We start from the raw sequence: 24,357 nt of genomic DNA, 5'->3' as shown, positions 1-24,357 counted from the left end.
GTCCGCAAAGCTGCCGCGCGAACTGTCGACGCGGTCTGCGCCGCAATCGGCTGCGCACTCGATGCCTTCACCTCAGAAGAATGTGCCAACTACCTCAAAAACTCAGGCTATCGAACCTAATGCCATCACGCTTTAGGTCGGCGCAAGTCCGGCCTCGCGTATGATCGCTGCGGTCTCTTCGAACTCCTTCTTCTGGAAGCTCGCAAAGCGCTCCGGACTCGCGGAGCCCCGCAGCTCCAAACCTTCCTTGCTGAGTGCCTGTTGCAGCGACTTGTCCCCTATCACCGATTGGATCGCCTCGTGCAGCCTTGTCACGACGGCAACAGGGGTCTTCGCGGGTGCGAAGAGGCCAAACCACCCAACCGAATCCATTCCCCTGAGGCCAACTTCGTTGGCTCCCGGAATTTCCGGCATGACGGAGGAGCGTTCCGCGCTCGTTGCGCACAGCGCTACAAGTGCACCTGAGTTGACATGCGGCAGGATCGATGGGGGCGTTCCGATGATCATCGGAATGTTGCCACCCAGCACCGCGGTAACGGTTTCAGCGCCGCCCTTGAAGGGAATATTGACAAGCTTGATCCCGGCGATCTTGGAGATCTGGACGGCCGGGATCTGGAAGCCGACGTTGGAGGTTCCATAGAACACCCCATCGCGCTCTCCCTTGGCTTTCGCCAGGAATTCTGCCCAGTTCTTCACGCCATACCCGGCTGATACGGCGACGAGATTCGAATTCGTTGTAACCTGGGAAATCGGCGCAAGCGCCGTCAGTGGATCATACGATAATTTCAGCATCGTCGGCGCGATCACCTGGGCGACGTTCGAGCCGAGATAAAGCGTATGTCCATCCGGTTCGGCGCGCAGGGCCTGCACGGCCGCCAGTGTCGAAGATGCGCCAGGAACGTTCTCGATCAGATGCTTGGCGCCCAATACTGCATCGAGGCGATGTGCAAATTGGCGCATCGTCAAATCGGCCGAGCCGCCCGGAGGGAATCCGACAAGAAAACGGATGATTTTTGATGGGTACTGCTGCGCGCGTGAGGCGGTAGGCCATGCGGCGGCTGCAGCGGTTGAAATCGAGTATTGCAGGAAGCGGCGTCGGTTCATTTTCGTTCCTCCAGTCCTCCCGGCGGCCGTACTACCCGTTTTCGTTATCCAGGCCATGCCGCCGCTTTTTTTCAAGGCATAGCACAGGCCACCGGCTCCCTGCTATTCTCCCGCCATGACATCGCGCGAGTCTGCCGTTTCCGAAATCACGCCCGAGGTGCTGCTGCGCGCCTATGCCTGCGGGATCTTCCCGATGGCCGAAAGCGCCGACGACCCCACCCTGTTCTGGGTCGAGCCGGAAATGCGCGGGGTGATCCCGCTCGACGGCTTTCGCATCGCCTCGCGGCTTGCGCGCACCGTGCGCTCCGACGCCTTCACCGTCACCGTCGACACCGCCTTCAAGGCGGTCATTGCGGGCTGCGCGGCGCCGCAGACCGGGCGTGACGACACCTGGATCAACAAGCGGATCCGCGATCTCTATGTCGGACTGCACCAGATCGGGCACTGCCACAGCGTCGAGGTCTGGCAGAACGACGATCTGGTCGGCGGATTATATGGCGTGAGCCTCGGCCGCGCCTTCTTCGGCGAGAGCATGTTCCACACCGCCAGAGACGCCTCGAAGGTGGCGCTGGTGCATCTGGCGGCGCGGCTGATCGCAGGAGGGTTTGAGCTGCTCGACACGCAATACGTCACGGAGCATTTGAAGAGCTTCGGCGCGGTCGAAATATCCAGGCGCCGTTACCGCACCATGCTCGACCGGGCGATCACGGGCGAGCCGGCGGATTTTCTGAAATTGCCGCCCGATCGCCCGGTCAGCGGCGCCGACGCACTCGCGATCATCGCGGCGCGCGGCTGAAGACCTGTCCTGTTTGGCATTGTGACATCCGTCACAGTCCCTCCCCGTGACCTCTCTTATCCCTGTTTGCACGGCCGGTGGGAATGCTCCGCCTCCGACAACGACAGGGATCGCTCAGATGAGCAACGCGCTGCACGCGACACCGGCGGCCGGGCCCGGCGAAAACTTCGTCGCGATCCACGGCGCCGAACAGGCCGTTGCCAGCGTGCCGCCGCCGCTCACCTTCATCGTGCCGCCCCGGTTGCCGCCGCCGCTGCCCAAACGCCCGGCGCAGAACGTCATCGCGCGGCACTGGCGCGGCGAACTCTCGCTGCCGCGCTCCTACTGGATCAATTATGTGGTGCTGGGCACGAGCTTCGGACTTGCGTCCGCCGTTCTGGGCGCAGCGATCAACCCAAGCGTCGGCGAACAGCCGGTGCGCTGGCTGATCTCCCACGGCCTGACCTGGATCGCGATCATCCTGTTCACGATCTGGGGCGCGATCGGCGTCTGGCGCGCGGCGACCGCCTACCGACAGACAGGAAAGCGCTTCTGGGGCACCGCCGCCAAGGCGACCATGGCGCTCGGCGCTTTCCACCTCGTTTACAGTGTCTACTACGTCGCGATTCCGCAGGGCCTCGGCATCTACGAGATCGCGGCCGGCGATGCGCGCCTCGCGTCACACCAGTTCAAGGTGCTGAATAACGGCACCATGCTGGATTTCTCCGGAGGTATCTCGTTCGGCACGGCGAAGGAGTTCGAGACCATTCTGAAGGCGTTGGACAATGTGCGCACCGTGCGGCTGAACTCGAACGGCGGGCGCGTCGCGGAGGCGCAGAAGATCTCCGACCTGATCAAGGCGCGAGGCCTGTCGACCTACGTTACCCATCAATGCGCTTCCGCCTGCACCATCATGTTCCTCGGCGGCAAGCAGCGCCATCTGCACGCGAACGCACGGCTCGGCTTTCACCAGCCTTACTTCCGCGGCATGACCGCGAACGAACAGCGCATCTCGATTGCCCGCGAGCAGGCGCGCCTCGAGAAGTTCGGCCTCAGCGCCGCCTTCGCCGAACGCGCCAACAGCGCGGGTCCCTCGGGCATGTGGTTTCCCGAACAGAGCGAATTGCTGCGCGAGCGCGTGGTGACGTCGATCTTCAACCCGCAGCCGCCGAAGCCGGTGGCAACCGCGGCGCCGGCGCCATCTGCTCCCGCTTCGCGTAGCGTGCCCGTGCTGCCAAAGACGCAAGCGGCCTATCAGGGCGCGCCGCTAAAAGCGATTACGGAGCGTGCCGATCCCGGCTGAGAATATTCGCCTTGTCGTATGTCTGCTGGCATCGACGAGAACCGATGCGGCGGGGACGCCGCCTAATTCCCGAACAAGCCACCAAACAGCCCGCCGGGCCGTTGTTGCTGCGGCGGCGGTGGCGGCGGTTGCTGCTGGAACTGCGGCTGCGGCGGCAGCCCCGACGGCGGCGGACGCGGCGCGGCCTGCTTCGGCGCCGGCGGGCGCTTGGCGGCAGGCGGCGGCGGAGCCGGCTTCGGCAGTTCAGGCTGCGCGCTGACGATGGTCTGGTCGGGGCCTTTGCAGTCGGTCAGCCAGATATCGTAGACCGGGTGCTCGACGCCGTGCAGCCCGGGGCTCGCGGCGTACATCCAGCCCGAGAAGATCCGCTTCACCTCGCCCTGCAGCGTGATCTCGTCGACCTCGACAAAGGCGTCGGTATTGGCAGCTTCGGTGGACGGCCGCGTGTAGCAGGCCGACGTCTTCACGCGCAGCGCGCCGAACTGCACCGTCTCGCCGATGTCCTCGTCGAAATTGATGATCCGGCCGGTGATCTTGTCGAGGCCGGAGAAGCTCGCCTTCTTGTTGGTAACCTTCGACGCCGGAGGCTCGGACACCACTTCGTCGCCCGGCTGCAGGCTCGCCGAGGCCGGCGGAACGGGCCCCTTGGGCTGGCGCTGCCCCGGTGGCGGCGGCGCGGCGCCCGGCGCACCCGGCTGCGGCGGCGCTACCGCGATCCCCGGCTGGGTGTTCTGCGGAACGACGGTGGTGCCGGGCGGCGGCGCCAGCGGCTGGGTCTGCACGCTGCCGGGCGGAGGTACGCCCTGCCCCGGAGCGGGGCGGTTCGGCGTCGGCAACAGCCGGCCGCGCGGCAATTCGGGCACTTCCTCCTCGTCGTCGAATTGCTGCTGTTGCTGCTGGTTGCCACGGGGAATCGCGCCTGGCGGCCGCAGCGGCGGATCGGAAAAAATATTGCCGATCTGCGCGCGCGCGGGCGGCGCAAGCGACATTGTCGAGGCGGCCACCAGGGCCGCAATACCAGTCAGGGCAATGGTTCGAAACATCTCGCGCGGCTTTAAAGGGCGAATCGGGCTCGCGACATAGTACAATCTATCCGCCGCTCGCGTGCCCACCGGTTAACACGTGGAATACGGCGGGGAAAGGGCGGTTACCCCTCTCTAGGGACGGGCTTCGCCCGCCCCGCGACCTCTGGTCAGCCCCCGCCACAAATGAAATAGTCGCCCCGAGCGAGCGCTTGCGCGGTCCCTCGTGCGAAAACCGTCAAAATCCGGGACAACCGGACGAGCCAGAGGAAACCCCAGACATGACCGATCGAATTCGCCTGGACGGCCGGGTCGCCGTCGTCACCGGTGCGGCCGGCGTCATCGGAACCGCCACCATCAGGCTGCTCGCCGAGCGCGGGGCACGCATTGTCGCCGTCGACCGCAAGGAGGCCGACCTCAAGGCCGCCATCAAGGAGTTGCCGGCCTCCGCCGAGGCGCTGGCGATCGCCGCTGACGTCACCCAGGAGGACGAAGTCGCCGACTATGTCCGCGCCAGCGTCGACAAATTCGGCACCATCGACGCCTTCTACAACAACGCCGGCATCGAGGGCGACATCAAGCCGATCCCACAATATTCGCTGGAGAGTTTTCGCCGGGTGCTCGACGTCAACGTGGTCGGCGTCTTCCTCGGTATGAAGCATGTGCTGCCGGTGATGCTCAAACAGAACAAGGGCAGCATCATCAACACCGCCTCGATCGCGGGCCTGATGGGATCGCCCTACATCGCCGTCTACAGCGCCAGCAAGCATGCGGTGATCGGACTAACCAAGACCGCAGCCTGGGAATGCACCGGCACCGGCGTCCGCGTCAACTGCGTCTGTCCAGGCCTGATCGACAGCCGGATGCTGTCGACGATCTATCAGGGACGCAACGGCGGCAATGCCCCGATGCCGAAAAGATGGTCGACCGGATTCCGGCGCGGCGGCTCGGACATGCTTCCGAGGTCGCCTCCGTCGTGGCGTTCCTGGCGTCCGATGAGGCCAGCTACGTCACCGGCTCTTCCTACACCGTCGACGGCGGCCGGACGGCTGCCTAGCCTTCGTCATTCCGGGTTCACTCGCTTCGCGAGCGCCCCGGAATGACAGCACAAAACACCAGAGGTCTTCATCCCCATGCCCGTCGTTCTCGATCCCGATGCCGCCGCCGTCTACAAGGCCTTCCAGGAAGCCGGCCGCCCGCCTTATGAGTCGGGAACACCGACCCAGGCCCGTTTGATGTATCTGGCCGCTCGGCCTGTCGCCAATCCCGAACCGGCCGAACTGGAATCCGCTACACCGCTCTCAATCCCCGCCCCGCATGGCGCGATCCCGGGGCGCATCTACACGCCGAAGAGCCTGCGAAAAACCGGCGGCCTCGCGCCCTGCCTGGTATTCTATCACGGCGGTGGCTGGGTGATCGGCGATCTGGATTCTCACGACGTGGTCTGCCGCAAGCTCGCGCATGAGGGCGAGTTGATCGTGATCTCGATCGACTATCGCCTCGCCCCCGAACACAAATTCCCCGCCGCCGTCGACGACGCGGTGACGGCGGTGAAATGGGTCGCGGCCAATGCGAAGGACCTCGGCATCGACACGGCCCGCATCATGGTCGGCGGCGACTCAGCCGGCGGCAATCTCGCTGCCGTAGTCGCGCTCGCGGCGCGTGACGACGATGGGCCAAAGCTCGCGGGTCAGGTGCTGATCTATCCCGCGACGGATTTTGGGATGAAGCATCCCTCGCACAGCGAGCCCGAGACCAGCATTCTGCTGACGCATTCCGTGATCAAATGGTTCTGCAACCATTATCTCAGCAGCCCCGCCGACATCGACAATTGGCAGGCCTCACCGGCGCGCGCCAAAACGCTTGAAGGATTGCCGTCAGCCTATGTGCTGACCGCCGGCGGCGATCCGCTGCGCGACGAAGGCGACGAATACGCCGCGCGGCTGAAGCAGGCCGGCGTACCCGTGACCTACAAGCACTTCCCCGGCCAGTTCCACGGATTCTTCACCATGGGCAAGCTGTTGCCACAGGCCAATGTCGCGGTCACCGAGATCGCGAACTGGATGAAGGCGCTGAATTGACAAACTCGCTCGCGCGACAGAATTGACGGCAACCATGCTCATCCTCGGGATACCCGTCGACTTCATCCTGTTCGCGCTCACGCTGCTCGGCGTCGCGCTGTTTCATCGCCACACCCTGCCCGTCGCGTTGACGGGGCTTGCCGCCATCATCCTCTACAAGCTGATCTTCACCGGCTTCAAATACGGCGCCGGCCTTGGTGGCCTCGGCCACCACATGGCGCATGAATGGGTAACGCTGGCCAATCTGTTCCTGCTGCTGATGGGATTTGCGCTGCTGTCGCGGCATTTCGAGGAGAGCCGGATTCCCGCCGAAATGCCGGCGCTGCTGCCGGAAGACTGGAAGGGCGGCGTCATTCTCCTGGTGCTGGTGTTCGTACTGTCCAGCTTCCTCGACAATATCGCCGCCGCCCTGATCGGCGGCACCGTGGCGCGCAGTGTTTTCCGGGGCAAGGTCCATATCGGCTATCTCGCGGCCATCGTCGCGGCCTCGAATGCGGGAGGCGCCGGCAGCGTCGTCGGCGACACCACCACCACGATGATGTGGATCGCCGGGGTCAGTCCCCTCGCCGTCGTCGAGGCCTATATTGCCGCCATCGCCGCGATGCTGATCTTCGCCGTGCCGGCGTCGCTGCAGCAGCAGCGCTATTCGCCGATCGTCAAGAATCCACCGAGCGGAGTGAAGATCGACTCCATCAGGGTGTTCATCGTCGCCGCCATACTCGTGGCCGCACTGGCCGCCAACATCACTGCCAATCTGAAATTCCCTGACCTGCTCGACGTCCTCCCCGTGCTCGGCATCGCGGTGTGGGCCGTGATCCTGTCGACCGCGGCGTTGCGCAAGCCGGACTGGTCGGTGATGCCGGAGACCTTCAAGGGCACCATCTTCCTGCTCGCGCTGGTGACGGCGGCATCGATGATGCCGGTCGAGAAACTCCCCGCCGCCTCGTGGCCGACGACGCTCGGGCTCGGCTTTGTCTCCGCGGTGTTCGACAATATTCCGCTGACCGCGCTCGCGCTGAAACAGGGCGGTTATGATTGGGGCTATCTCGCCTACGCCGTCGGCTTCGGCGGATCGATGATCTGGTTCGGCTCCTCCGCGGGCGTCGCGCTGGCGAACATGTATCCGGAAGCAAAATCCGTCGGCCGATGGATCACGCAGGGCTGGCCGATTGCGGTTGCCTACGTCGTCGGATTCTTCGTCATGCTCGCCATTCTCGGCTGGCGTCCCGACGCGCCGCTTTAGCGCATCGCTCGCCTCGCCCACGCCGCTGCGAATGCACACATATGCCGGCGGTGGTCTACGTTGCGACCGGACGCCGAAGATCGATTTTCATCACGTCGTTTTCGTAAGCCTGGTCGCCGATCCGAAACTGCGTGGTGCCGATCTTGTTGAAGCCATGCCTGAGATAGAAGCCGATCGCTCGGCTGTTCCTGGCATTGACCGTCAACCAGACGCTCTCGCCGCCGAGGTCCCGGCAATGCTCCAGCGCACAGTGTAACAATGCGGTGCCCCTTCCGCCCGACTGCTGCCTCGGCCGAACAAAGAGGGTTTTGATTTCCAGCGGCGAGCAATCGGCCAAAGGCGGCGTTGCCGACGAACACACGGTCACGAACCCGTCAATTCCGGTGCCGTTCTCCGAGACCCAACTCGCCTTGCCGGGATCGCCGATCGCATCGCGAAGATTCTGCGCCGTAAATTCCGAGAGAATATAGTCCGCGAAGTGGGCACTGATGCCCTTTCGAAGATAGGTGTTCATCCAGACCTCGATGCTCACCGCAGCGAGCGTCGACGCGTCGTGTTCATTCGCCTTCCGGATCATGTCGGCTGATCTCGCCGCATCAGCGCATCACCCCGCGCGTGCCGCCCGCCGCAGCGATTGCGGCGGCTGGCCGAAGGCGCGGATGAAGGCGCGGCGCATCCGTTCCGGATCGCGAAAGCCGGTGATCTCGGCGACGCGTTCGATCGCCTCGCTGGACGACTGCACGCGCTGCCGCGCCACCTCGATCCGCAACCGCTCGACCGCCTTTGAGGGCGTAGTGCCGGTCTCGGCAATGAAAGCGCGGGTGAAATGCCGCGAACTCATGCCGGCCTGCTCGGCCAGGTCCTCCACCGTGAGCGGCGCATCGAGATGTTCGCGCGCCCATGCCAGCAGCGGTCCGAACCGTCCGGTCGGCGACTTCAATTCCAGCAGCGACGAGAATTGCGACTGGCCGCCGCTGCGGCGATGATAGAGAACGAGCTGCTTGGCGGTGCGCTGCGCGATTTCATCTCCGTAATCCTCGACGACCATCGCGAGCGCGAGATCGATGCCCGCTGAGATCCCCGCCGAGGTCCAGACATTGCCGTCGCGTGTGTAGATCCGATCGGCTTCCAGCTTCACTTTCGGATAGGCCGACACGAAGTGCCGCGTGCGTTGCCAATGCGTGGTGGCGCGACGTCCGTCGAGCAGACCGGCCTCGGCCAGAACGTAAGCGCCGGAGCAAACGCTGGCGACGCGGACGCCGCGCCTGGCCAAAGCCCGCACGAAGGCCAGCGTCTTCGGGCAGATCGCCGCCGTTCGCACGCCCTCGCCACCCGCCACGATCAACGTCGTGATCGCGCTGGAAGGTTTGAAGCCACGCGCCAGCATCTCGACGCCGGAGGTGCTGCGCACCGGACCCGGCGTCGCCGCCAAAGTCCTGATCGCAGGCGCCGCCCCCGAGAAGCGCGCGGCGATTTCGAACACCGAAATCGGCCCCGCGGCATCGAGCAGCTGAAAGTCCGGAAAGATCAGCACACCGATCATTTGAGGTTATGTCCTTAAATGAGGGAAATATGGCATTTCTGACAAGAGGCCATCATGTCAGGATGCACAAGTCAAGGCCGCGGTCGTCATGCCCGGACTTGATCCGGGCATCCATCGTTCTTCGCAAGAGTCTTTGCGAAGTGGATGGATTGCTGGGTCAAGCCCAGCAATGACGAACTGCTGGTAGAACTCGCAAAGCAAAGAGGTCCTCATGTCGGTGCCGCTTCAGATCGGTCTCGTGTTGTTTCCAAAGGTGACCCAGCTCGACTTCACCGGGCCGCTGCAGGTGTTCTCCAGCGTGCCGGGCGCGCAGGTGCATCTGATCTGGAAGCGCATCGAGCCTGTGCCCAGCGACTCCGTCCTGACGATCACGCCGACGGTGACCTTTGCGGATTGCCCGCAGCTCGACGTCATCTGCGTGCCCGGCGGTTTCGGCACCGACGACATGATCAATGACGAGGAGCTGCTGGCGTTCCTGCGCAAGCAGGCGGACGGCGCCAAATACATCACCTCGGTCTGCACGGGATCGCTGGTGCTGGGCGCGGCCGGCCTGCTGAAAGGATATCGCGCGGCGACGCACTGGACCGCGATGGATTTTCTCTCCGCGTTCGGCGCGACGCCGACCAGGACCCGCGTCTGCGTCGACCGCAACCGCGTCACCGGCGGCGGCGTCACCGCAGGGATCGATTTCGCGCTGACGCTGGTGTCGCTGCTGGTCGACCGGCGGACCGCCGAAGCGATCCAGCTCCGGCTCGAATACAACCCGGCGCCGCCGTTCAATTCAGGCTCGCCCGACACCGCGCCACCGGAAATCCTCGCCCTGATGAAAGACAAGATCGCGCCCGCGCAAGCCCGCCGCACCGAAATGATCGGCCGCGCCGCGGCAAGGATGACGTAACGCGCCGCCTGCGCTAAGGCAAAAAGAAAAAGGCCGCCTGGTTGCCCAGACGGCCTTTCCTTTCCTACGGCGGCGCCACATTGACGGGCGATTTCAGAACTTCTGCACCGGGGGCCTATCTCCCAGCCGTATCCTGATCGGGTGCCGCTGCTCATCGGGACAGTCGCGAACTGGAGCCCGAACCGTACGCGATGGTTTACCATCTCCGTAAGATGGGTTCATTGAACGGCGAATGGGGCAAGTGCGCAACCACGCAGCGGCCGATGTCCCCGCTGTTCCCGTTATTCACAGGCGAGCGACGCATCCGCGTTCACGACGCGTGCCTTGCCGCGCGGTGGTCCGCGCTCAACATAACGGTGAATCAGCTGTCTATCAGCTTCCCGGCGTCCAGGGCTGGTAGTCGCCGGTCGCCTTCGGACGGCGGCCGCTCGCCAGCGTCGAGCCGGATGGACGGTAGGCCGCCGACGTGCCGGTCAGGTTCGGCTGGTGCGGCTTTTCCCACTCGCGCGGGGTGTACGTCTCTTCGGTCGGGGCGACGTCGACGGTGTGATGCAGCCAGCCGTGCCATGATGGCGGCACCCTCGTCGCTTCGGCATAGCCGTTGTAGACCACCCAGCGCCGCTGGAAGCCGAGCGTCGGATCGATCTTGCCGCCCTTGGTGCGATAATAGGTGTTGCCCTGCTCGTCCTGGCCGACCAGCTCGCCGAAGCGCCACGTCCACAATTGGGTGCCGAAGGTCTGGCCGTTCCACCAGGTGAATATTTTGAGCAGAAACAGCTTCATGAGGGCTCGGGCGGTTCGAGAAGGCGTGGGCCGGTGATGCCATCGGCGCGCCCGATTGTCCAGACGCGATCGCCAATTGCGGCGACACTTTGCCCGGTCGCTGTTCCGGCCGTTTTTGGCGTCCAAATGTCGCGGAATCATAACGACCTGTTCATTCGACATACAGTTCCGATCTGACAGGCTCGCTGTTGCGCACGACCGGTGCGCGGGCTCGGGAACGCCCTCCTTCTCAAATGGTTAGGGTCAGTATCCCGGAGATGGAGCCAACAATGATCAATCTGAAAATTCTATGTTCCGCGGCAGCGATCGCGGTGCTTGTTGCACCGACGGTGCTGCCCAACCCGAGCTTCGCCCAGGCGCCTCCGAGCGCCGGGGGGGCCATTGGTGGTAGAGGTGGCGGCGGTGGAGCGGCTGTCGGCGGTGGTGGCGGCGGCGGAGCCGCTATCGGTGGCGGCGGCGGTGGTTTCCGCGGTGGTGGCGGCGGCGCGATGATTGGTGGCGGTGGCGGCGCGATGGTTGGTGGCGGTGGCGGCGCCTTCCGAGGCGGCGGCGGTGCACCCCCACCGATGGCGGGCGGCATTCGTGGCGGCGGTGGCGGCGGCGTCATCGGCGGCGGTGTGGCCCCCGGCCCGAGGTTTAGCGGCGGTGGCGGCTTCCATCATGGCGGTCATCGCCATCATCATCGCCATCGCCACGGCGGTTTCTACCCTGGTTTCGCAACCGGCGTCGTTATCGGCAGCGGGCTTGGCTATTACGGCAGCAGCTACGGCTACTACAACGACCCCTATTACTACGGCGACGAATATGTCGATGACGGCGTGGTCGCGGTCGTCCCGGGCGGCGACACCGTTGCTTCCTGCAGGGCGAAATATCGCTCTTACAATGTCCGGACGCAAACCTATCTCGGCTATGACGGGCGGCGGCATCCCTGCCCGTAACGCTGGCCAGTTAACCTGAATTGGAAGAGCGGCGCATTGCGGTGCGCCGCTCTTTTCATGCGCGTAGCGCCACCGCGACGCCGCCGAGCGTGATCACCAGGGCCGCGACCTCGCGCGCGCCGAGCGGCTCATTCAGCATGGCCGCCGCCGCCAGCACGCCGACCACCGGCACCAGCAGGGTGCCGATCGATGCGGTCGCCGCCGGCAGCCGCTCAAGGGCGGCGAACCAGCAGACGTAACACAGGCAAAACTGGATCACCGTCATATAGATCATCGACGCCCAGCCGATCGATGACAGCGCAGCCAATTGCGGCTGCTCGACCGCGAGCCCGACGATCGCGATCGGCAGGCAGCCGAGGCCGACCTGCCAAGCGGCGAGCGACAATGGCGGCATCGCGAGCGGGAAATGCTTGGTCAGCACGGTGCCGAGCGCGGTGCATACCGCGCCGGCCAGGGCGCACAGGATTCCCGGCAGCTTCTCGACGCTGGCGTCGAAGCCGTTGCCGCCGAGCAGCACCGCAATGCCGGCCAGCGAGACCGTCAAGGATATGGCCCGCAACAGCGACAGCCGTTCGCCGAGGATCGGCCACGCCAGAAACGCCACCCAGACCGGGATCGAGATTCCGAGCACCGCAGCCTCGCTGGCACTCAGCCACAACAATGCGAGCCCCATGAACGCAACCCAGCCGCCGAGCGACAACGTGGAAACCAGCCACAGCCGCAGCCACATTCCCCTGGGAACGCGGAGCGTCTCCTGCCGCGCCAGCGCGATCAACGCGAGGGCTGCAGCGCCGACGATGCCGCACAGGCCGCGCGACGACAGCGGTGGCCACTCCGTCAGCAGATGTTTCATGATCGGGAAGTTGAGGCCCCACCCCACCGAGGCGATCGACAGGACGATGAGGCCGAGCGGCAACATTCGGGGACGACCCGCTGGGCGATGTGTGGACACGGCGGGTTTAGATCCGGAACCGGGGACGCATTTGTTCTCGTTCTGACACAGACTACCGAATTCGCCTCTAGGCAAATCTTATATGCACTCTATCATACAGACGGCCAGTCGACGTTCCGCCTTAATCCTTGTCAGGGGTTTTTTGCGAGTCGCCGACTGCAGCCCGAGCAAAAGGAATCCGCGTGCCGCGCGTTCTCGTGGTCGATGACGACCCGATGGTTTGCGTTGCCATCGAAGTTTGTCTGCAGCGCCAGGGTTTCGAGGTCACCATTGCCGATGGTGGTGAGGCCGGGATGCAGGCGCTCGAAGCGACCGATTTCGACGTGATGCTGATCGACGTCTTCATGCCGCACATGCGCGGGTTTGAATCCATTCGGACGTTCCACGAGCGCCGGCCCGAGGTTCCGATCATTGCGATGTCGGGCTACGCATTCGCCAACACCGAGCGCGAGCCCAATTTGCTGCGGATGACCATCGAACTCGGCGCGGCATGCTGCCTGCGCAAGCCGTTCACGCCCAACTCGCTGTTGACCAGCGTCAACGAATGCCTCACGAAACCGATACAGTCTGCGCGCCTCTCAAAAAGATGAAAATAAAAGCGTCAATGCTCCCGCAGCGTATCATCCTTGGAATCGGCCTCGCGATCCTTCTTCTTATCGGTGCTGCTTCCATCGGTCTCGACCTGAAGTCGCGGGCCGATACGGCGTCGGTCGACCATGCCCTGGAAGTGCTGAAGCGAATCTCGGATATCCGGCCGCTGCTGCGCCGCGCCGAAAGCGCTGCGCGCGGCTTTGCGCTCACCGGCAACCCGGACTTCGTGAAGGAATATAACGAGTCCAGTGACGCAATCCTGCCGGCCTTCGATGACCTGATCAAGACCGTCGAGGGCAATCCCGGCCAAACCCGGCTGATCGAGGAAGCCAAGGCCCAGGTGGCCCGCCAGATTGTGACGGGCGGCGAGTTGATCAGGCTCAAGAATGCGGGCGACCAGGCAAAAATCGCCGCATTGCTGTCCAATGACGAGGACCGCAAGGCGACAGAGACGATCGGTGAAAATCTGGCAAAGACCGTCGCCGAAGAGCGAAGGCGTCTCACGCTGCGGCGCACCCAGTCCGAAACCAACGGCGGCTTCCTGCTGGCGGTTGACCTGGCTTGCGTGCTGCTGATCCTGATCCTTGCGACCGTCCTCACGCGCTCGAGCGGCAGGTCGCGCCGTGAGTTGCAAGAATCCCTGACTGCAACCAAAGCCACCAACGAGGCGCTGGAGGCCGCGGTCGCCGAACGCACCGGACACCTGGTCACAGCACACGAGGAACTCCGACACTCGACCGAAGTGATGCAGAGCACCTTTCACAGCATGGCGGAAGCGGTGCTCGTCATCGACGCCAAGGGCCGCGTGCTGCTCTCCAACCCGGCCGCGGAAAAGATGCTGCGCTACCGTCCGGGCATGACCGTGGAACTGCTGCGGCAGCTGAGCACCGTCTTTCGCGCCGATGGCGTCACGCCGCTGCCTACCCGGGAGATGCCGGCGGCGCGCGCGCTGCGCGGCGAGGAGTTCGACGCCACCGAAATCGTGGTGCGGCCCAAGAGCGGCAGCGCGCCGGTTCACCTCGTCATCAGCGGCCGGCCGCTGCGCGACGCATCGCGCGCCATCAGTGGCGCGGCGCTGCTCTATCATGACATCACTGCGACGCGCGAAATCGAGCGCAAGCTGCAGCAGTCGCAAAAACTCGACGCCATCGGCAAACTGACCGGCGGCGTCGCCCACGATTTCAACAACATGCTGACGGTCATCACCGGCACCACCGAACGGCTGGTCGCCGCACTCGAGGACCAGCCGGCACTGAAAAAAACCGCCGAGCTGATCGACGTGGCGGCGGAACGCTGCATCGAGCTGATCCAGCATCTGCTGGCATTCGCGCGCCGGCAACCGCTTCAGCCGCGCAATATCGACGTCAACGGCACCGTCCTCGACATCGCCAAGCTGCTGCGCCCTACCCTCGGCGAACACATCGAGATCGACTCGATCCTCGAGCCGGAGGTTGCGGCCGCGCATATCGATCCCTCGCAGCTGGCGAACTCGCTGCTCAACATGGCGATCAATGCCCGCGATGCGATGCCCGAAGGCGGCAAGCTGCTGCTGGAGACCCGCAACGTCGTGCTCGACCAGGCCTATGCACAGGCCAATCCCGACGTGCTGCCCGGCCCGTACGTGATGCTGGCGGTCAGCGACACCGGCACCGGCATGTCCAAGGAGATCCAGGACAAGGTGTTCGAGCCGTTCTTCACCACCAAGGAAGTCGGCAAGGGTACCGGCCTCGGCATGAGCATGGTCTACGGCTTCGTCAAGCAGTCCGGCGGCCACATCCGGGTCTACAGCGAGGAAGGCCACGGCACCACGATCAAGCTTTATCTGCCGCCCGCCCGCGGCCAGGCGCCGGCCGCCGTGGCTGCGGCCGCCCCGCTGGTAGGCGGCGCCGAAACCATCCTGGTGGTGGAGGACGATGATCTGGTGCGCAACTTCGTCACCACGCAGTTGCAGACCCTCGGCTACCAGACCCTCGATACCGCAGACGGTCCCTCGGCGCTGCAGGCCGTGAAAAACGGCCTGCCTTTCGACCTGCTCTTCACCGACGTGATCCTGCCCAACGGCATGTCCGGCAGGCAGCTCGCCGACGAAGTCGTCAAACACCGGCCCGGTATAAGAGTGTTGTATACCTCTGGATATACCGACAACGCGATCGTGCACCAGGGGCGGCTCGACCCCGGCGTCTTGCTGCTGAGCAAGCCCTATCGCAAGTCGCAGCTGGCAAAAATGATCCGCCAGGCGCTGGACTAGAGCCTTATCAGTTCAAATTGAATCAGAACCGCGGACTCATTACCGCGTAGGAACGAATCGTACCACCTGGCGCTTGAATCCCGGTTCTGTTCTGCGTGGCAACCATGAACTGAGAGGCGAAAATGTTCCTGATGGGGCTTGGCGCGCTGCTCGTTCTCGGCGGAATGTTGTACATGGCCCGCACCGCCATTTGGCGGGGATCGCTTAGCGGCCCGGACTCCTCCCGGCCGGTTCGCGGCACTCTGGAGCCGCCACGGCGCAGTCTCCGATTCCTGGGCCTGGCAACGAACTGGCCGGGCATTCTCCTTATGGTGATCGGCGCAATTCTGCTGGTGTCGGGGTCCGGTTTCTAGCTTCGCCAATGCCCCAAAGGCCCCGGAGCGATCCGGGGCCTTTCTTGTCGATAAGCGCTGGCTAGTGAGACTGAACGGAGGGAACAGCATCCATCAGCAACACCCCAAAAAGCAGGACCAGATAGAGCATCGAAAACACGAACAGGCGACGAGCGGGCCGCCTTTCCTTGCCGTCGTCGCTCTGACGTACCTGCCATGCGAGAAAAATCATGATCGCGCCGAGCATCGCTGCAGCCGCGCCATAGATGGCGCCCGCAAATCCCAGTGCCCAGGGTGTCAGCGCGATCGGAGCCAGAACAACGCTATAGAGAAGAATCTGGCGCTTTGTTTCGGCCTTGCCGGCTACGACCGGCAACATCGGCACCCCGGCTCTGGCATATTCTCCGGCAAGATTGAGCGACAATGCCCAGAAGTGAGGTGGCGTCCAAAGGAAGATGATCAGGAACAGGATGAGCGGCTCGATCCCGACGCTTCCCGTGGCCGCAACCCAGCCGATCACCGGTGGAAGTGCGCCAGCCGCACCGCCTATGACGATATTTTGCGGTGTTCGGCGTTTGAGCCACATCGTGTAGACGACGACATAGAAGAAAATTGTGAAAGCCAGCAGCGCAGCCGCGGCCATGTTCAGCAACGTGCCGAGGGCCAGGATGGCGCAGCTTCCAAGCATCAATCCGAAAACCAATGCTTCCGTGCGCGATACGCGGCCGCTGGGAATCGGACGCATGGCGGTACGCGCCATCACCGCATCAATGTCGGCGTCGTACCACATATTGAGCGCACCTGCAGCGCCCGCTCCGGCAGCTATGCAAAGAAGAGCAGCGGCACCGGCGAAGGGATCGATGTCGCCTGGTGCGACCATGAGAGCAACCAATGCGGTAAAGACGACCAGCGACATAACGCGCGGTTTCGTCAGCGCGACATAGTCCCCGATGCCGGCGTAGCTCCCGCGAAGTAGAATCGAACGATTGATTTGCATGAGATTAATGCCTCCTCTTGCCGGCGACATGGCGACGTCTGCGTAGTAAAAAACGATGCGATCGTCCTGAAATATCCCTTTGCAAAACCAGGACTGAAAACTTCACGAGCACACCCTTGTGCCGTCTACCCCAGCGACTTGATGATTTCCCGATAGGCTGTTTCAGGAAACGCTTTCAGCGTGCGCGTCCGGATGTTTCCCTGCATGCCCAGTTGCAGGCTGAAACGTGCCGCCACGGCGTCGTCAGGAGCCTCATAGATCGCGACGATGTCAAAGTCGCCCATGGTCAGGAAAAAGAATTTGAACTCGCCGCTCATATCCTTGAGCGCTTTCTTTGCTGCGTCCAGGCGGCTTGGCGAGTCCTTCACCTTCAGAATGCCTTGCTCGGTCCAGTTTGCAAGCATGACATATGTGGTCATGGCCATCCTCCATTTGGTACGAGGCAACAGCGCCTACGTCGAAGGCGCGAAGAACACGACCCGGATGAGGTGCGTGTAGTCGGATTCGAACACCATGATCGCCACGAACACCAACACCAGCACCGGCGGCAGCAGGATGGCATAGCTCAACGCCAGCCGCTCCCAGGCCATGTGCATGAAGACGGCGACGATCAAGCCGGCCTTCAACACCATGAACAACAGGATCAGCGACCATCGGAGATAGCCTTGGAAGTGGAAGTAGTCGACGAGATAGGAGCAGGCGCTGAGAACGAACAGCCATCCCCAGACCACGAGATAGAGCTTGATCGGGTGCTGCTGGCCCTCTGCGTGCGTGGCTCCTGATGCGGGCACGTCATGCACATGCGCGTGCAGCGAAGGTTGCTGGGCTTCCAGATGTACCGCCACGTTTGTCATGCGCCGACCTCACCAAAGATAAAAGAATGCAAAGATGAACACCCACACCAGATCGACGAAGTGCCAGTAAAGGCCCATGATCTCGACGATCTCGTAGTGTCCCTTTCTGCTCGTGAAGAAGCCGCGCCTTTCGACGTCGAAGTCTCCCCGCCAGACCTTTCGCGCGATGGCGATCAGGAAGATCACGCCGAACGTCACGTGAGTGCCGTGGAAGCCGGTGATCATGAAGAAGCTCGAGCCGAACTGCGCCGCGCCCCAGGGGTTTTCCCAGGGCCGGACGCCCTCCGTGATCAGCTTGGTCCATTCGAAGGCCTGCATTCCGACAAACGTTGCGCCAAGCGCCGCTGTGACCAGCATCAGGACTGCGGTTTTGACGCGATCGCGGCGGTAACCGAAATTGACGGCCATCGCCATGGTGCCGCTGCTGGAGATCAGGACGAAGGTCATGATGGCGATCAGGATGAGCGGGATATGATGCCCGCCAATCGTGAGAGCGAATACCTCGCTCGGATTCGGCCACGGCACAGTCGTGGACATTCGCGCGGTCATGTAGGACAGCAGGAAGCAGCTGAAGATAAAGGTGTCGCTCAGGAGGAAGATCCACATCATGGCCTTCCCCCAGGAGACATTCTTGAACGTGCGCTGATCCGACGACCAGTCGTCGGCAATGCCCCGCAAGCCGGCGGCCCGCGCGGGCGATTCTCCAGGGTTTGTCAGCACAGTCTCTGCCATCTGGTCTCTCCTAGGTGAGCAACCTGCGACAGATATCGACGAAATCGTCCGTCCAGCCCGTCAGCAGGCCAAGCAAGACCAGCCAGACCAACAGCAGGAAGTGCCAGTAAATGGTGCAGAGCTCCACGCTCAGGCGCACCTGCGCCATCTCGGCGCCGCGCCAGACCCTGGCAGTCGCTCTGCCGAGCGCCACCAGGCCGCCCATCAGGTGCAGGCCGTGCGCCGCGGTCATCATGTAGAAGAAGGAGTTGGCTGGATTGGACGCGACGAAGTAACCCGCTGCGCGCAGCTGTTGCCACGCCAGCAGTTGCCCGATCAGGAATGTAATCGCGGACGCACCGCCTGCGCAAAGACTGACGATCACACCGTCCATGTCGTCCCGGCGTGCGGCCACGTGTGCCCATTGCAGCGCAATACTGCTCAGAACCAGGACGCCCGTGTTGAACCACAGCAGCGAAGGCACCGGCATCGTGCGCCAGTCCGCCATGTTCATGCGCATGGAGTAAGCGCTGATGAAGAGTGCAAACAGCGAGCCGGCGACGGCAAGAAACACGCCCAGTCCGATCTTGGCTGCCGGCAGGGTGATTGCACCCGTGCCCGGGAAATCGTCGATCGAACCTTCTTCCAGCCAGGGTTTGGCTGTCAGCCGTTGCTGCGAGAGCCACCATCCAGCGATGACCGCCATGACAGCCATGAACAGGATGATGGCGCTCACGGAGCAGCTCCCTGAACGGCCGGCGTCGTCCGCGGCTGGTTCTGCGGAATGAAGTCCTGCGCAGCACCGGGCACGCTGTAGTCATACGCCCACCGGTAGACCACCGGGAGCTCCTTGCCCCAGTTGCCGTGCCCGGGCGGGGTTTCCGGCGTCTGCCACTCCAGTGTTGTCGCCCGCCATGGATTGCCACCCGAAGGCCTGCCCCTGAACAGGCTCCAGACCAGATTGAACAGGAACACCATCTGGGCGAAGCCCACGATCAAGGCCATGACGGTGATGAAGGCATTGAGCGTATGGGTCGATGACGGGATAAACGCCGCCTCGCCGATGTCGTGATACCGGCGCGGAACGCCGAGCAGTCCAATGTAATGCATCGGGAAGAAGATCAGATAGGCGCCGAGGAACGTCACCCAGAAATGAAACTTGCCCATCCAGTCATCCAGCATCCGCCCGGTGACCTTGGGGTACCAATGATAGATCGCGCCCAGCACGACCATGATCGGCGCCACGCCCATCACCATGTGGAAATGCGCGACGACGAACATGGTATCCGACAGCGGGACGTCCACGACGACGTTGCCGAGGAAGAGGCCCGTGAGCCCGCCGTTCACGAACGTGATGATGAAGCCGAGGGCAAACAGCATCGGAACGGTGAGATGAATGTCGCCGCGCCACAGGGTCAGCACCCAGTTGTAGACCTTGATAGCGGTCGGGATGGCGATGATGAGCGTCGTGGTGGCGAAGAAGAACCCGAATTTCGGGTGCATCCCGCTCACATACATGTGGTGCGCCCATACGACGAAGCTGAGAGCGCCAATTCCCACGATCGCCCAAACCATCATGCGATAGCCGAAGATGTTCTTTCGCGCGTGGGTAGAGATCAGATCGGAAACGATGCCGAAGGCCGGCAAGGCGACGATGTAGACTTCCGGATGGCCGAAGAACCAGAAGAGGTGCTGGAACAGGATCGGGCTGCCCCCGCCATACTTCATCTGCTGGCCCATCTCGACGAGTGCCGGCATGAAGAAGCTGGTTCCCAGCAGACGGTCGAACAGCATCATGACCGAGGCAACGAACAGCGCCGGAAAGGCCAGCAGCGCCATCACGGTGGCCGTGAAAATGCCCCACACCGTCAACGGCATCCGCATCAACGTCATGCCGCGTGTGCGCGCCTGCAGTACCGTCACCACATAATTCAGCCCGCCCATGGTGAAGCCGATGATGAACAGGATCAGCGAGACCAGCATGAGAACGATGCCCCAATCCTGCCCGGGGGTACCGGAGAGAACCGCCTGCGGTGGGTAGAGCGTCCAGCCGGCGCCGGTGGGCCCGCCAGGCACGAAAAAGGTCGACGCCAACACCAGGACCGCGAGCAGGTAGATCCAGTAGCTCAGCATGTTGACATAGGGGAAAACCATGTCCCGGGCGCCGACCATCAGCGGGATAAGGTAGTTGCCGAAACCTCCCAGGAACAATGCCGTGAGCAGATAGATCACCATGATCATGCCGTGCATGGTGATGAACTGGAGATATTGGCTTGCATCGATAAAGGAAAACGTGCCGGGAAATCCCAGTTGCAGTCGCATCAGCCACGACAGTACCAGGGCCACCAGCCCGATTGCGGACGCCGTCAGCGAGTACTGGATGGCGATGACTTTGGCGTCCTGCGAAAAGACGTACTGCGTCCACCAGCTTCTGGGATGATAGAGCTCAACCTCCGGCACTTCGGCAGGCGGCGCGTCCGCGCGTGCGTCATATGGGACATCGACCATAGAAAAACCCTCCTTGGTCGTTTCCATCGGGGCGATCCGTTCACGCGCCCGATTGATCTTTGCAGCGGCGCTTTCCTACTTGCCGCCGGATTTGTACGTCGCCTTCGTCACGGCGTTTCGGCCTGACAGTTCTGCAAACGTCTTCTGCGTCTCCAGCCAGGCGTGATACTCGCCTTCCTCCTGGACGATGACCTTGGCCCGCATCTGCGCGTGCGCCACGCCGCATAGCTCAGCGCAGAGAACATCAAACGTTCCGGTCCGGATCGGGGTCATCCAGAAATAGGTCACCATGCCTGGAACCATATCCATCTTGGCCCGGAACTCGGGCACATAGAAATTGTGCAAGACATCGAGCGAGCGGAGCAAAACCTTGACCGGCTTCCCGATCGGGAGGTGCAAGTCGCCGCTGTCGATCACGACGTCGTCTTGTCCATTCGGATCGTCGCGATTCAAGCCCATGGGGTTTTCGGGACTGATGTTGCGGACATTGGTTGTGCCCATCCGGCCATCCTTCCCCGGGAGGCGGAAGCTCCATTGCCACTGCTGGCCCATGACCTCGATCTCGGTGGCATCAGCCGGAACCGTGACGAACTGGTGCCAGACAACCAGGCCGGGCGCCAACATGGCTCCGACGCCGACCGCAGTCCCGATGGTGAGCCACCATTCGAGCTTCTTGTTTTCGGGATTGTACGCTGCCCGCCTTCCCTCCTTGTGATGAAAGCGGAAGACGCAATAGGCCATGAACGCGATCACCGCGAAGAACACCGCTCCCGTGATCCAGAAGGTGATGCTGATGGTGTGGTCGATGTAGCTCCAGTTCGTGGCGATCGGCGTCCACCACCACGGGCTGTAGATGTGAAACAGCACCGAGCCGACTGCGACCAGAAGCAGTATGAGTGCGACAACCATCCTTCAGTCCTCCTTGCCATTCAAGGCAACGGAGACGGATTAAAGGGCGCAGCTCACTGTCTCGATGGCCGACTTCACATGCGCCATCGCAGTGTGTCTTGCCTCGCCCATATGACCGGTCGCGACATCCAAACGTGGCACGGAGCACACGTTACGACCGCTAACCATCGGATCCGGGGCGTCAGAGAGTAAGATGGTACGCGTCCAGCCGCGCGTCAATAGATGATAGAGGACTACCTCGTCGGAGCGCCAGGCTGATGCCGCAAGCAGCGCGTGTCAGCCGGCTCGATCGCTTGAGGATAACGCAACGCACCAAATGACCGGGAACGTGCACACTTCACCGAACCGTGAGCGCCGCCTGATCCCAATCGCGTTAATCTGCCTCTGCAGGTCGCGACAAGTTTCGTCCGGCTAAGCTCCTCTTTGTTACCTCGGGTTTGCCGCACTCGGCTCGATCGCGTTTCTCGCACTTTGCGGCGGACACGCGTGGCTGAAAACCGCGTCGGTGTCACCGCCACGGCTTTCAGCACGGGAGGTGCGTTCATGGCCACCATGTATTCCGACAACATCGCAAAAGTTGGACGGCACGTATTCGGCGACGCCGCCACATATCCGATTCGCAAAATCGGACTGTCCGACCTGCACGAGGCGCTGCGCCTGGGCTGGGAAGACTTCAAGGCAATGCCAAGCCACGCGGTTGTCGTGTGCGTGATCTATCCGGTTCTCGGAATTGCCCTGTTCAGGATGGTGCTTGGCTATTCGGTACTGCCTCTGCTGTTTCCGCTGGCAGCCGGGTTTGCCCTGCTCGGACCCTTTGCAGCGATTGGCCTCTACGAGCTCAGCCGCCGCCGCGAGCGCGGCGAGGAAGTCGACGTATCGAAAGCGCTTCACGTGCTGCGCGCGCCGGCATTCGGCGCCATGATCGAACTCGGCGTGCTCCTGCTCGTCCTGTTCGGAGCCTGGATCGGCGTCGCGAACGCCATCTACGTTTCAATCTTCGGCCATGCTCCGGCGGCGAGCATCCCTGACTTCGCAACGCGCGTGCTGACGACGCCGGAAGGATGGTCGCTCATCATCGTTGGCTGCGGCGTCGGTTTTCTGTTCGCGGTCGTGGCACTGTGCGTCAGTGTCGTGTCGTTTCCATTGATGCTTGACCGGCATGCGACGGCGATAGACGCGATCCGGACCTCGATCTGGGCGGTGATGAAAAATCCGGTTGCGATGGCCGCGTGGGGGCTGATCGTCGCGGCGCTGCTGGTGATCGGTTCGCTACCGCTGTTCGTTGGCCTGGCCGTCGTTCTGCCGGTGCTCGGTCATGCCACCTGGCATCTGTACCGGAAAGTGGTGGAGCCGGACCCCAATCCCCCACAGGAGGAAGAACCCCACCTGCGCAAAGGACACCGCTACGCTGCGGATTTCCCGGCCAATCTGTTTCCGTGGAGCCGCGAGAAGTAAGCGCAAGTGATACGAGGCTGCTAAGCCGTCACGACCGCGTCGCCAGCACGACGCCCGCCAGCGTGAACAGCAGCGCCACGATCTGGACCGGGCCCAGCGGCTCGCCCAGGGCTGCGGCCGAGGCCACCACGCCGATGACCGGCACCGCCATGGTGCCGATCGCGGCGACCGAGGCCGGCAGCCGCGACAGCGCGGCAAACCAGCTCACATAGGCGATGCAGAACTGGATCACGGTGGAATAGATCAAGAGCCACCAGCCGATCTGGCTGACCTTGCCCAGATCCGTGGTCTCGATTGCGAGGCCGACGATGGCGACCGGAAAACAGCCGAGCCCGATCTGCCAGGCGGCGGCCGGGATCGGCGGCATGTCGAGCGGCAGTTTCTTGGCCAGCACAGTGCCGAGCGCAAAGCCCATCGAGCCGGCCAGCGCCATCAATATCCCCGGCAGTTTGGCCGCAGAGGCCGTCACGCCATTGCCGCCCATGATGGCCGCTAACCCTGCGAACGCCATCACCAGCGAGACCGTGCGCAATAAAGTCGGCCGCTCGCCCAGCACCGGCCAGGCCAACAGCGAGGCCCAGACCGGCATGGTGTAGGCGATCAGCGCGGTTTCGCTGGCCGGCAGCCACAGCAGCGCCAGCCCCATCAGCACCATCCAGCCGGTGACGTTGAGCGTTGCGGCCAGCATCAGCCGCGGCCACAGCGCCCGGTCGACCCGCAGCGTCTGCCCCCGCAACAGCGCCAGCGCCGCCAGCAGCAAGGCCCCGATCACGCCGGTGACGCCGCGCAGGGTCAGCGGCGGCAGTTCGCCGAGCAGGAATTTTGTGACCGGCCAGTTAAAGCCCCAGCCCACCGAGGTGATGGCGAGGAACGTGAGGCCGGCGGGTGCGATACGCGCACGCGCGGCTGGTGGCACAGGCTCTGTCATGAACGACCGGCAAAGGACCGAAAATGAATCGGTGAAAAGAGAAATCGGCTCGAGAATCAGCCGGGGGGAATCGGCGGCGACTTTGGCCCTTATCGGGGCCCGCGACCACCGGCTCCCCGGCATGTCAGGGTGGAGTTCTCCGTAGCCTTACGTGAGTCTCAGGAGCGCAATCCCGGAAGGCC

At 63.2% G+C, this 24,357-nt stretch carries 24 protein-coding genes and 1 pseudogene; 11 read left to right on the top strand and 14 right to left on the bottom strand.

Annotation, left to right across the window (positions count from 1 at the left end; all coding sequences use genetic code 11):
• Positions 1–132: 132 nt before the first annotated feature.
• The gene (locus JQ609_RS09200; RefSeq protein ID WP_212273155.1) at positions 133–1,104 is read right to left on the bottom strand and encodes a tripartite tricarboxylate transporter substrate binding protein; all 972 of its coding nucleotides are present in this window, start codon (positions 1,102–1,104) and stop codon (positions 133–135) included.
• 115 nt (positions 1,105–1,219) lie between these two features.
• Here JQ609_RS09200 and aat point away from each other — a divergent pair, with 115 nt between their 5' ends.
• The gene (aat, locus tag JQ609_RS09195; protein WP_212273153.1) at positions 1,220–1,900 is read left to right on the top strand and encodes a leucyl/phenylalanyl-tRNA--protein transferase; all 681 of its coding nucleotides are present in this window, start codon (positions 1,220–1,222) and stop codon (positions 1,898–1,900) included.
• A gap of 118 nt (positions 1,901–2,018) precedes the next feature.
• Complete coding sequence (locus JQ609_RS09190) at positions 2,019–3,182, top strand: ATP-dependent Clp protease proteolytic subunit (protein ID WP_212273151.1); 1,164 nt, start codon at positions 2,019–2,021, stop codon at positions 3,180–3,182.
• Positions 3,183–3,244: 62 nt separating this feature from the next.
• Here the strand turns inward: JQ609_RS09190 and JQ609_RS09185 are convergent, their stop codons facing one another.
• A complete protein-coding gene (locus tag JQ609_RS09185) occupies positions 3,245–4,225 on the bottom strand; it encodes a DUF2155 domain-containing protein (protein ID WP_212206675.1) in 981 nt (326 codons plus the stop codon).
• 260 nt (positions 4,226–4,485) lie between these two features.
• Between JQ609_RS09185 and JQ609_RS09180 the strand changes: the two are divergent.
• The 4 genes and pseudogenes from JQ609_RS09180 to JQ609_RS09170 form a co-directional block, all read left to right on the top strand.
• Positions 4,486–5,031, top strand: a pseudogene (locus tag JQ609_RS09180) (SDR family NAD(P)-dependent oxidoreductase); the annotation flags it as partial.
• Entirely contained in the window at positions 5,010–5,261 is a 252-nt protein-coding gene (locus tag JQ609_RS35735) for an SDR family oxidoreductase (RefSeq protein WP_312014825.1), read from the top strand. The pseudogene JQ609_RS09180 and the gene JQ609_RS35735, both read left to right, overlap by 22 nt.
• Before the next feature lie 76 nt (positions 5,262–5,337).
• On the top strand, positions 5,338–6,285 hold the full coding sequence (locus JQ609_RS09175; protein WP_212273149.1) for an alpha/beta hydrolase: 948 nt from the start codon (positions 5,338–5,340) through the stop codon (positions 6,283–6,285).
• Between the two features lie 34 nt (positions 6,286–6,319).
• On the top strand, positions 6,320–7,528 hold the full coding sequence (locus JQ609_RS09170) for a citrate transporter (RefSeq protein ID WP_312014823.1): 1,209 nt from the start codon (positions 6,320–6,322) through the stop codon (positions 7,526–7,528).
• A 55-nt stretch (positions 7,529–7,583) separates the two neighbouring features.
• Here JQ609_RS09170 and JQ609_RS09165 read toward each other — a convergent pair whose 3' ends face one another.
• Positions 7,584–8,105, bottom strand: coding sequence for an N-acetyltransferase (locus JQ609_RS09165; protein ID WP_212206660.1), 522 nt, complete (start codon positions 8,103–8,105; stop codon positions 7,584–7,586).
• Between the two features lie 27 nt (positions 8,106–8,132).
• A complete protein-coding gene (locus JQ609_RS09160) occupies positions 8,133–9,071 on the bottom strand; it encodes a GlxA family transcriptional regulator (RefSeq protein WP_212273147.1) in 939 nt (312 codons plus the stop codon).
• Between the two features lie 211 nt (positions 9,072–9,282).
• On the opposite strand from JQ609_RS09160, the gene JQ609_RS09155 reads away from it, so the two are divergent.
• Positions 9,283–9,969, top strand: coding sequence for a DJ-1/PfpI family protein (locus tag JQ609_RS09155; RefSeq protein ID WP_212273146.1), 687 nt, complete (start codon positions 9,283–9,285; stop codon positions 9,967–9,969).
• Positions 9,970–10,341: 372 nt separating this feature from the next.
• On the opposite strand, the gene JQ609_RS09150 is transcribed toward JQ609_RS09155, so the two are convergent.
• Complete coding sequence (locus JQ609_RS09150) at positions 10,342–10,752, bottom strand: NADH:ubiquinone oxidoreductase subunit NDUFA12 (protein ID WP_212206654.1); 411 nt, start codon at positions 10,750–10,752, stop codon at positions 10,342–10,344.
• 269 nt (positions 10,753–11,021) lie between these two features.
• Here JQ609_RS09150 and JQ609_RS09145 point away from each other — a divergent pair, with 269 nt between their 5' ends.
• A complete protein-coding gene (locus JQ609_RS09145) occupies positions 11,022–11,690 on the top strand; it encodes a BA14K family protein (protein WP_212206652.1) in 669 nt (222 codons plus the stop codon).
• 55 nt (positions 11,691–11,745) lie between these two features.
• On the opposite strand, the gene JQ609_RS09140 is transcribed toward JQ609_RS09145, so the two are convergent.
• Entirely contained in the window at positions 11,746–12,609 is an 864-nt protein-coding gene (locus JQ609_RS09140; RefSeq protein ID WP_212273145.1) for a DMT family transporter, read from the bottom strand.
• 215 nt (positions 12,610–12,824) lie between these two features.
• Here JQ609_RS09140 and JQ609_RS09135 point away from each other — a divergent pair, with 215 nt between their 5' ends.
• Together JQ609_RS09135 and JQ609_RS09130 are read left to right on the top strand one after the other, a co-directional pair.
• Complete coding sequence (locus JQ609_RS09135; protein WP_212273144.1) at positions 12,825–13,232, top strand: response regulator; 408 nt, start codon at positions 12,825–12,827, stop codon at positions 13,230–13,232.
• A gap of 14 nt (positions 13,233–13,246) precedes the next feature.
• Positions 13,247–15,481: a CHASE3 domain-containing protein gene (locus JQ609_RS09130; protein WP_212206632.1), complete on the top strand. Its 2,235-nt coding sequence runs from the start codon at positions 13,247–13,249 to the stop codon at positions 15,479–15,481.
• A 414-nt stretch (positions 15,482–15,895) separates the two neighbouring features.
• On the opposite strand, the gene JQ609_RS09125 is transcribed toward JQ609_RS09130, so the two are convergent.
• From JQ609_RS09125 to JQ609_RS09095, 7 genes are all read right to left on the bottom strand, one after another.
• Positions 15,896–16,810, bottom strand: coding sequence for a heme o synthase (locus tag JQ609_RS09125; RefSeq protein ID WP_212273143.1), 915 nt, complete (start codon positions 16,808–16,810; stop codon positions 15,896–15,898).
• Positions 16,811–16,935: 125 nt separating this feature from the next.
• Complete coding sequence (locus JQ609_RS09120) at positions 16,936–17,229, bottom strand: GYD domain-containing protein (RefSeq protein ID WP_212273142.1); 294 nt, start codon at positions 17,227–17,229, stop codon at positions 16,936–16,938.
• A 33-nt stretch (positions 17,230–17,262) separates the two neighbouring features.
• Positions 17,263–17,664: a cytochrome C oxidase subunit IV family protein gene (locus JQ609_RS09115; RefSeq protein ID WP_212206624.1), complete on the bottom strand. Its 402-nt coding sequence runs from the start codon at positions 17,662–17,664 to the stop codon at positions 17,263–17,265.
• Positions 17,665–17,673: 9 nt separating this feature from the next.
• On the bottom strand, positions 17,674–18,396 hold the full coding sequence (locus JQ609_RS09110) for a heme-copper oxidase subunit III family protein (RefSeq protein WP_212206622.1): 723 nt from the start codon (positions 18,394–18,396) through the stop codon (positions 17,674–17,676).
• A 10-nt stretch (positions 18,397–18,406) separates the two neighbouring features.
• The gene (locus JQ609_RS09105; RefSeq protein WP_212273140.1) at positions 18,407–19,111 is read right to left on the bottom strand and encodes a cytochrome c oxidase subunit 3; all 705 of its coding nucleotides are present in this window, start codon (positions 19,109–19,111) and stop codon (positions 18,407–18,409) included.
• Entirely contained in the window at positions 19,108–20,883 is a 1,776-nt protein-coding gene (locus tag JQ609_RS09100; RefSeq protein ID WP_212206618.1) for a cbb3-type cytochrome c oxidase subunit I, read from the bottom strand. The genes JQ609_RS09105 and JQ609_RS09100 overlap by 4 nt, the downstream gene beginning before the upstream one ends.
• A gap of 75 nt (positions 20,884–20,958) precedes the next feature.
• Positions 20,959–21,792, bottom strand: a complete 834-nt coding sequence (locus JQ609_RS09095; RefSeq protein WP_212273138.1) for a cytochrome c oxidase subunit II — start codon at positions 21,790–21,792, stop codon at positions 20,959–20,961.
• A 543-nt stretch (positions 21,793–22,335) separates the two neighbouring features.
• Between JQ609_RS09095 and JQ609_RS09090 the strand changes: the two genes are divergently transcribed.
• Complete coding sequence (locus tag JQ609_RS09090; RefSeq protein ID WP_212206614.1) at positions 22,336–23,247, top strand: DUF2189 domain-containing protein; 912 nt, start codon at positions 22,336–22,338, stop codon at positions 23,245–23,247.
• Positions 23,248–23,275: 28 nt separating this feature from the next.
• On the opposite strand, the gene JQ609_RS09085 is transcribed toward JQ609_RS09090, so the two are convergent.
• Complete coding sequence (locus JQ609_RS09085; protein WP_212273136.1) at positions 23,276–24,175, bottom strand: DMT family transporter; 900 nt, start codon at positions 24,173–24,175, stop codon at positions 23,276–23,278.
• Between the last annotated feature and the right edge of the window lie 182 nt (positions 24,176–24,357).

This window comes from Bradyrhizobium sp. AUGA SZCCT0169 (assembly GCF_018130085.1).
Classification (GTDB): Bacteria; Pseudomonadota; Alphaproteobacteria; order Rhizobiales; family Xanthobacteraceae; genus Bradyrhizobium.
Note: the sequence above shows the minus strand (reverse complement) of the source record. Positions and strands in the feature narration are given on the sequence as shown.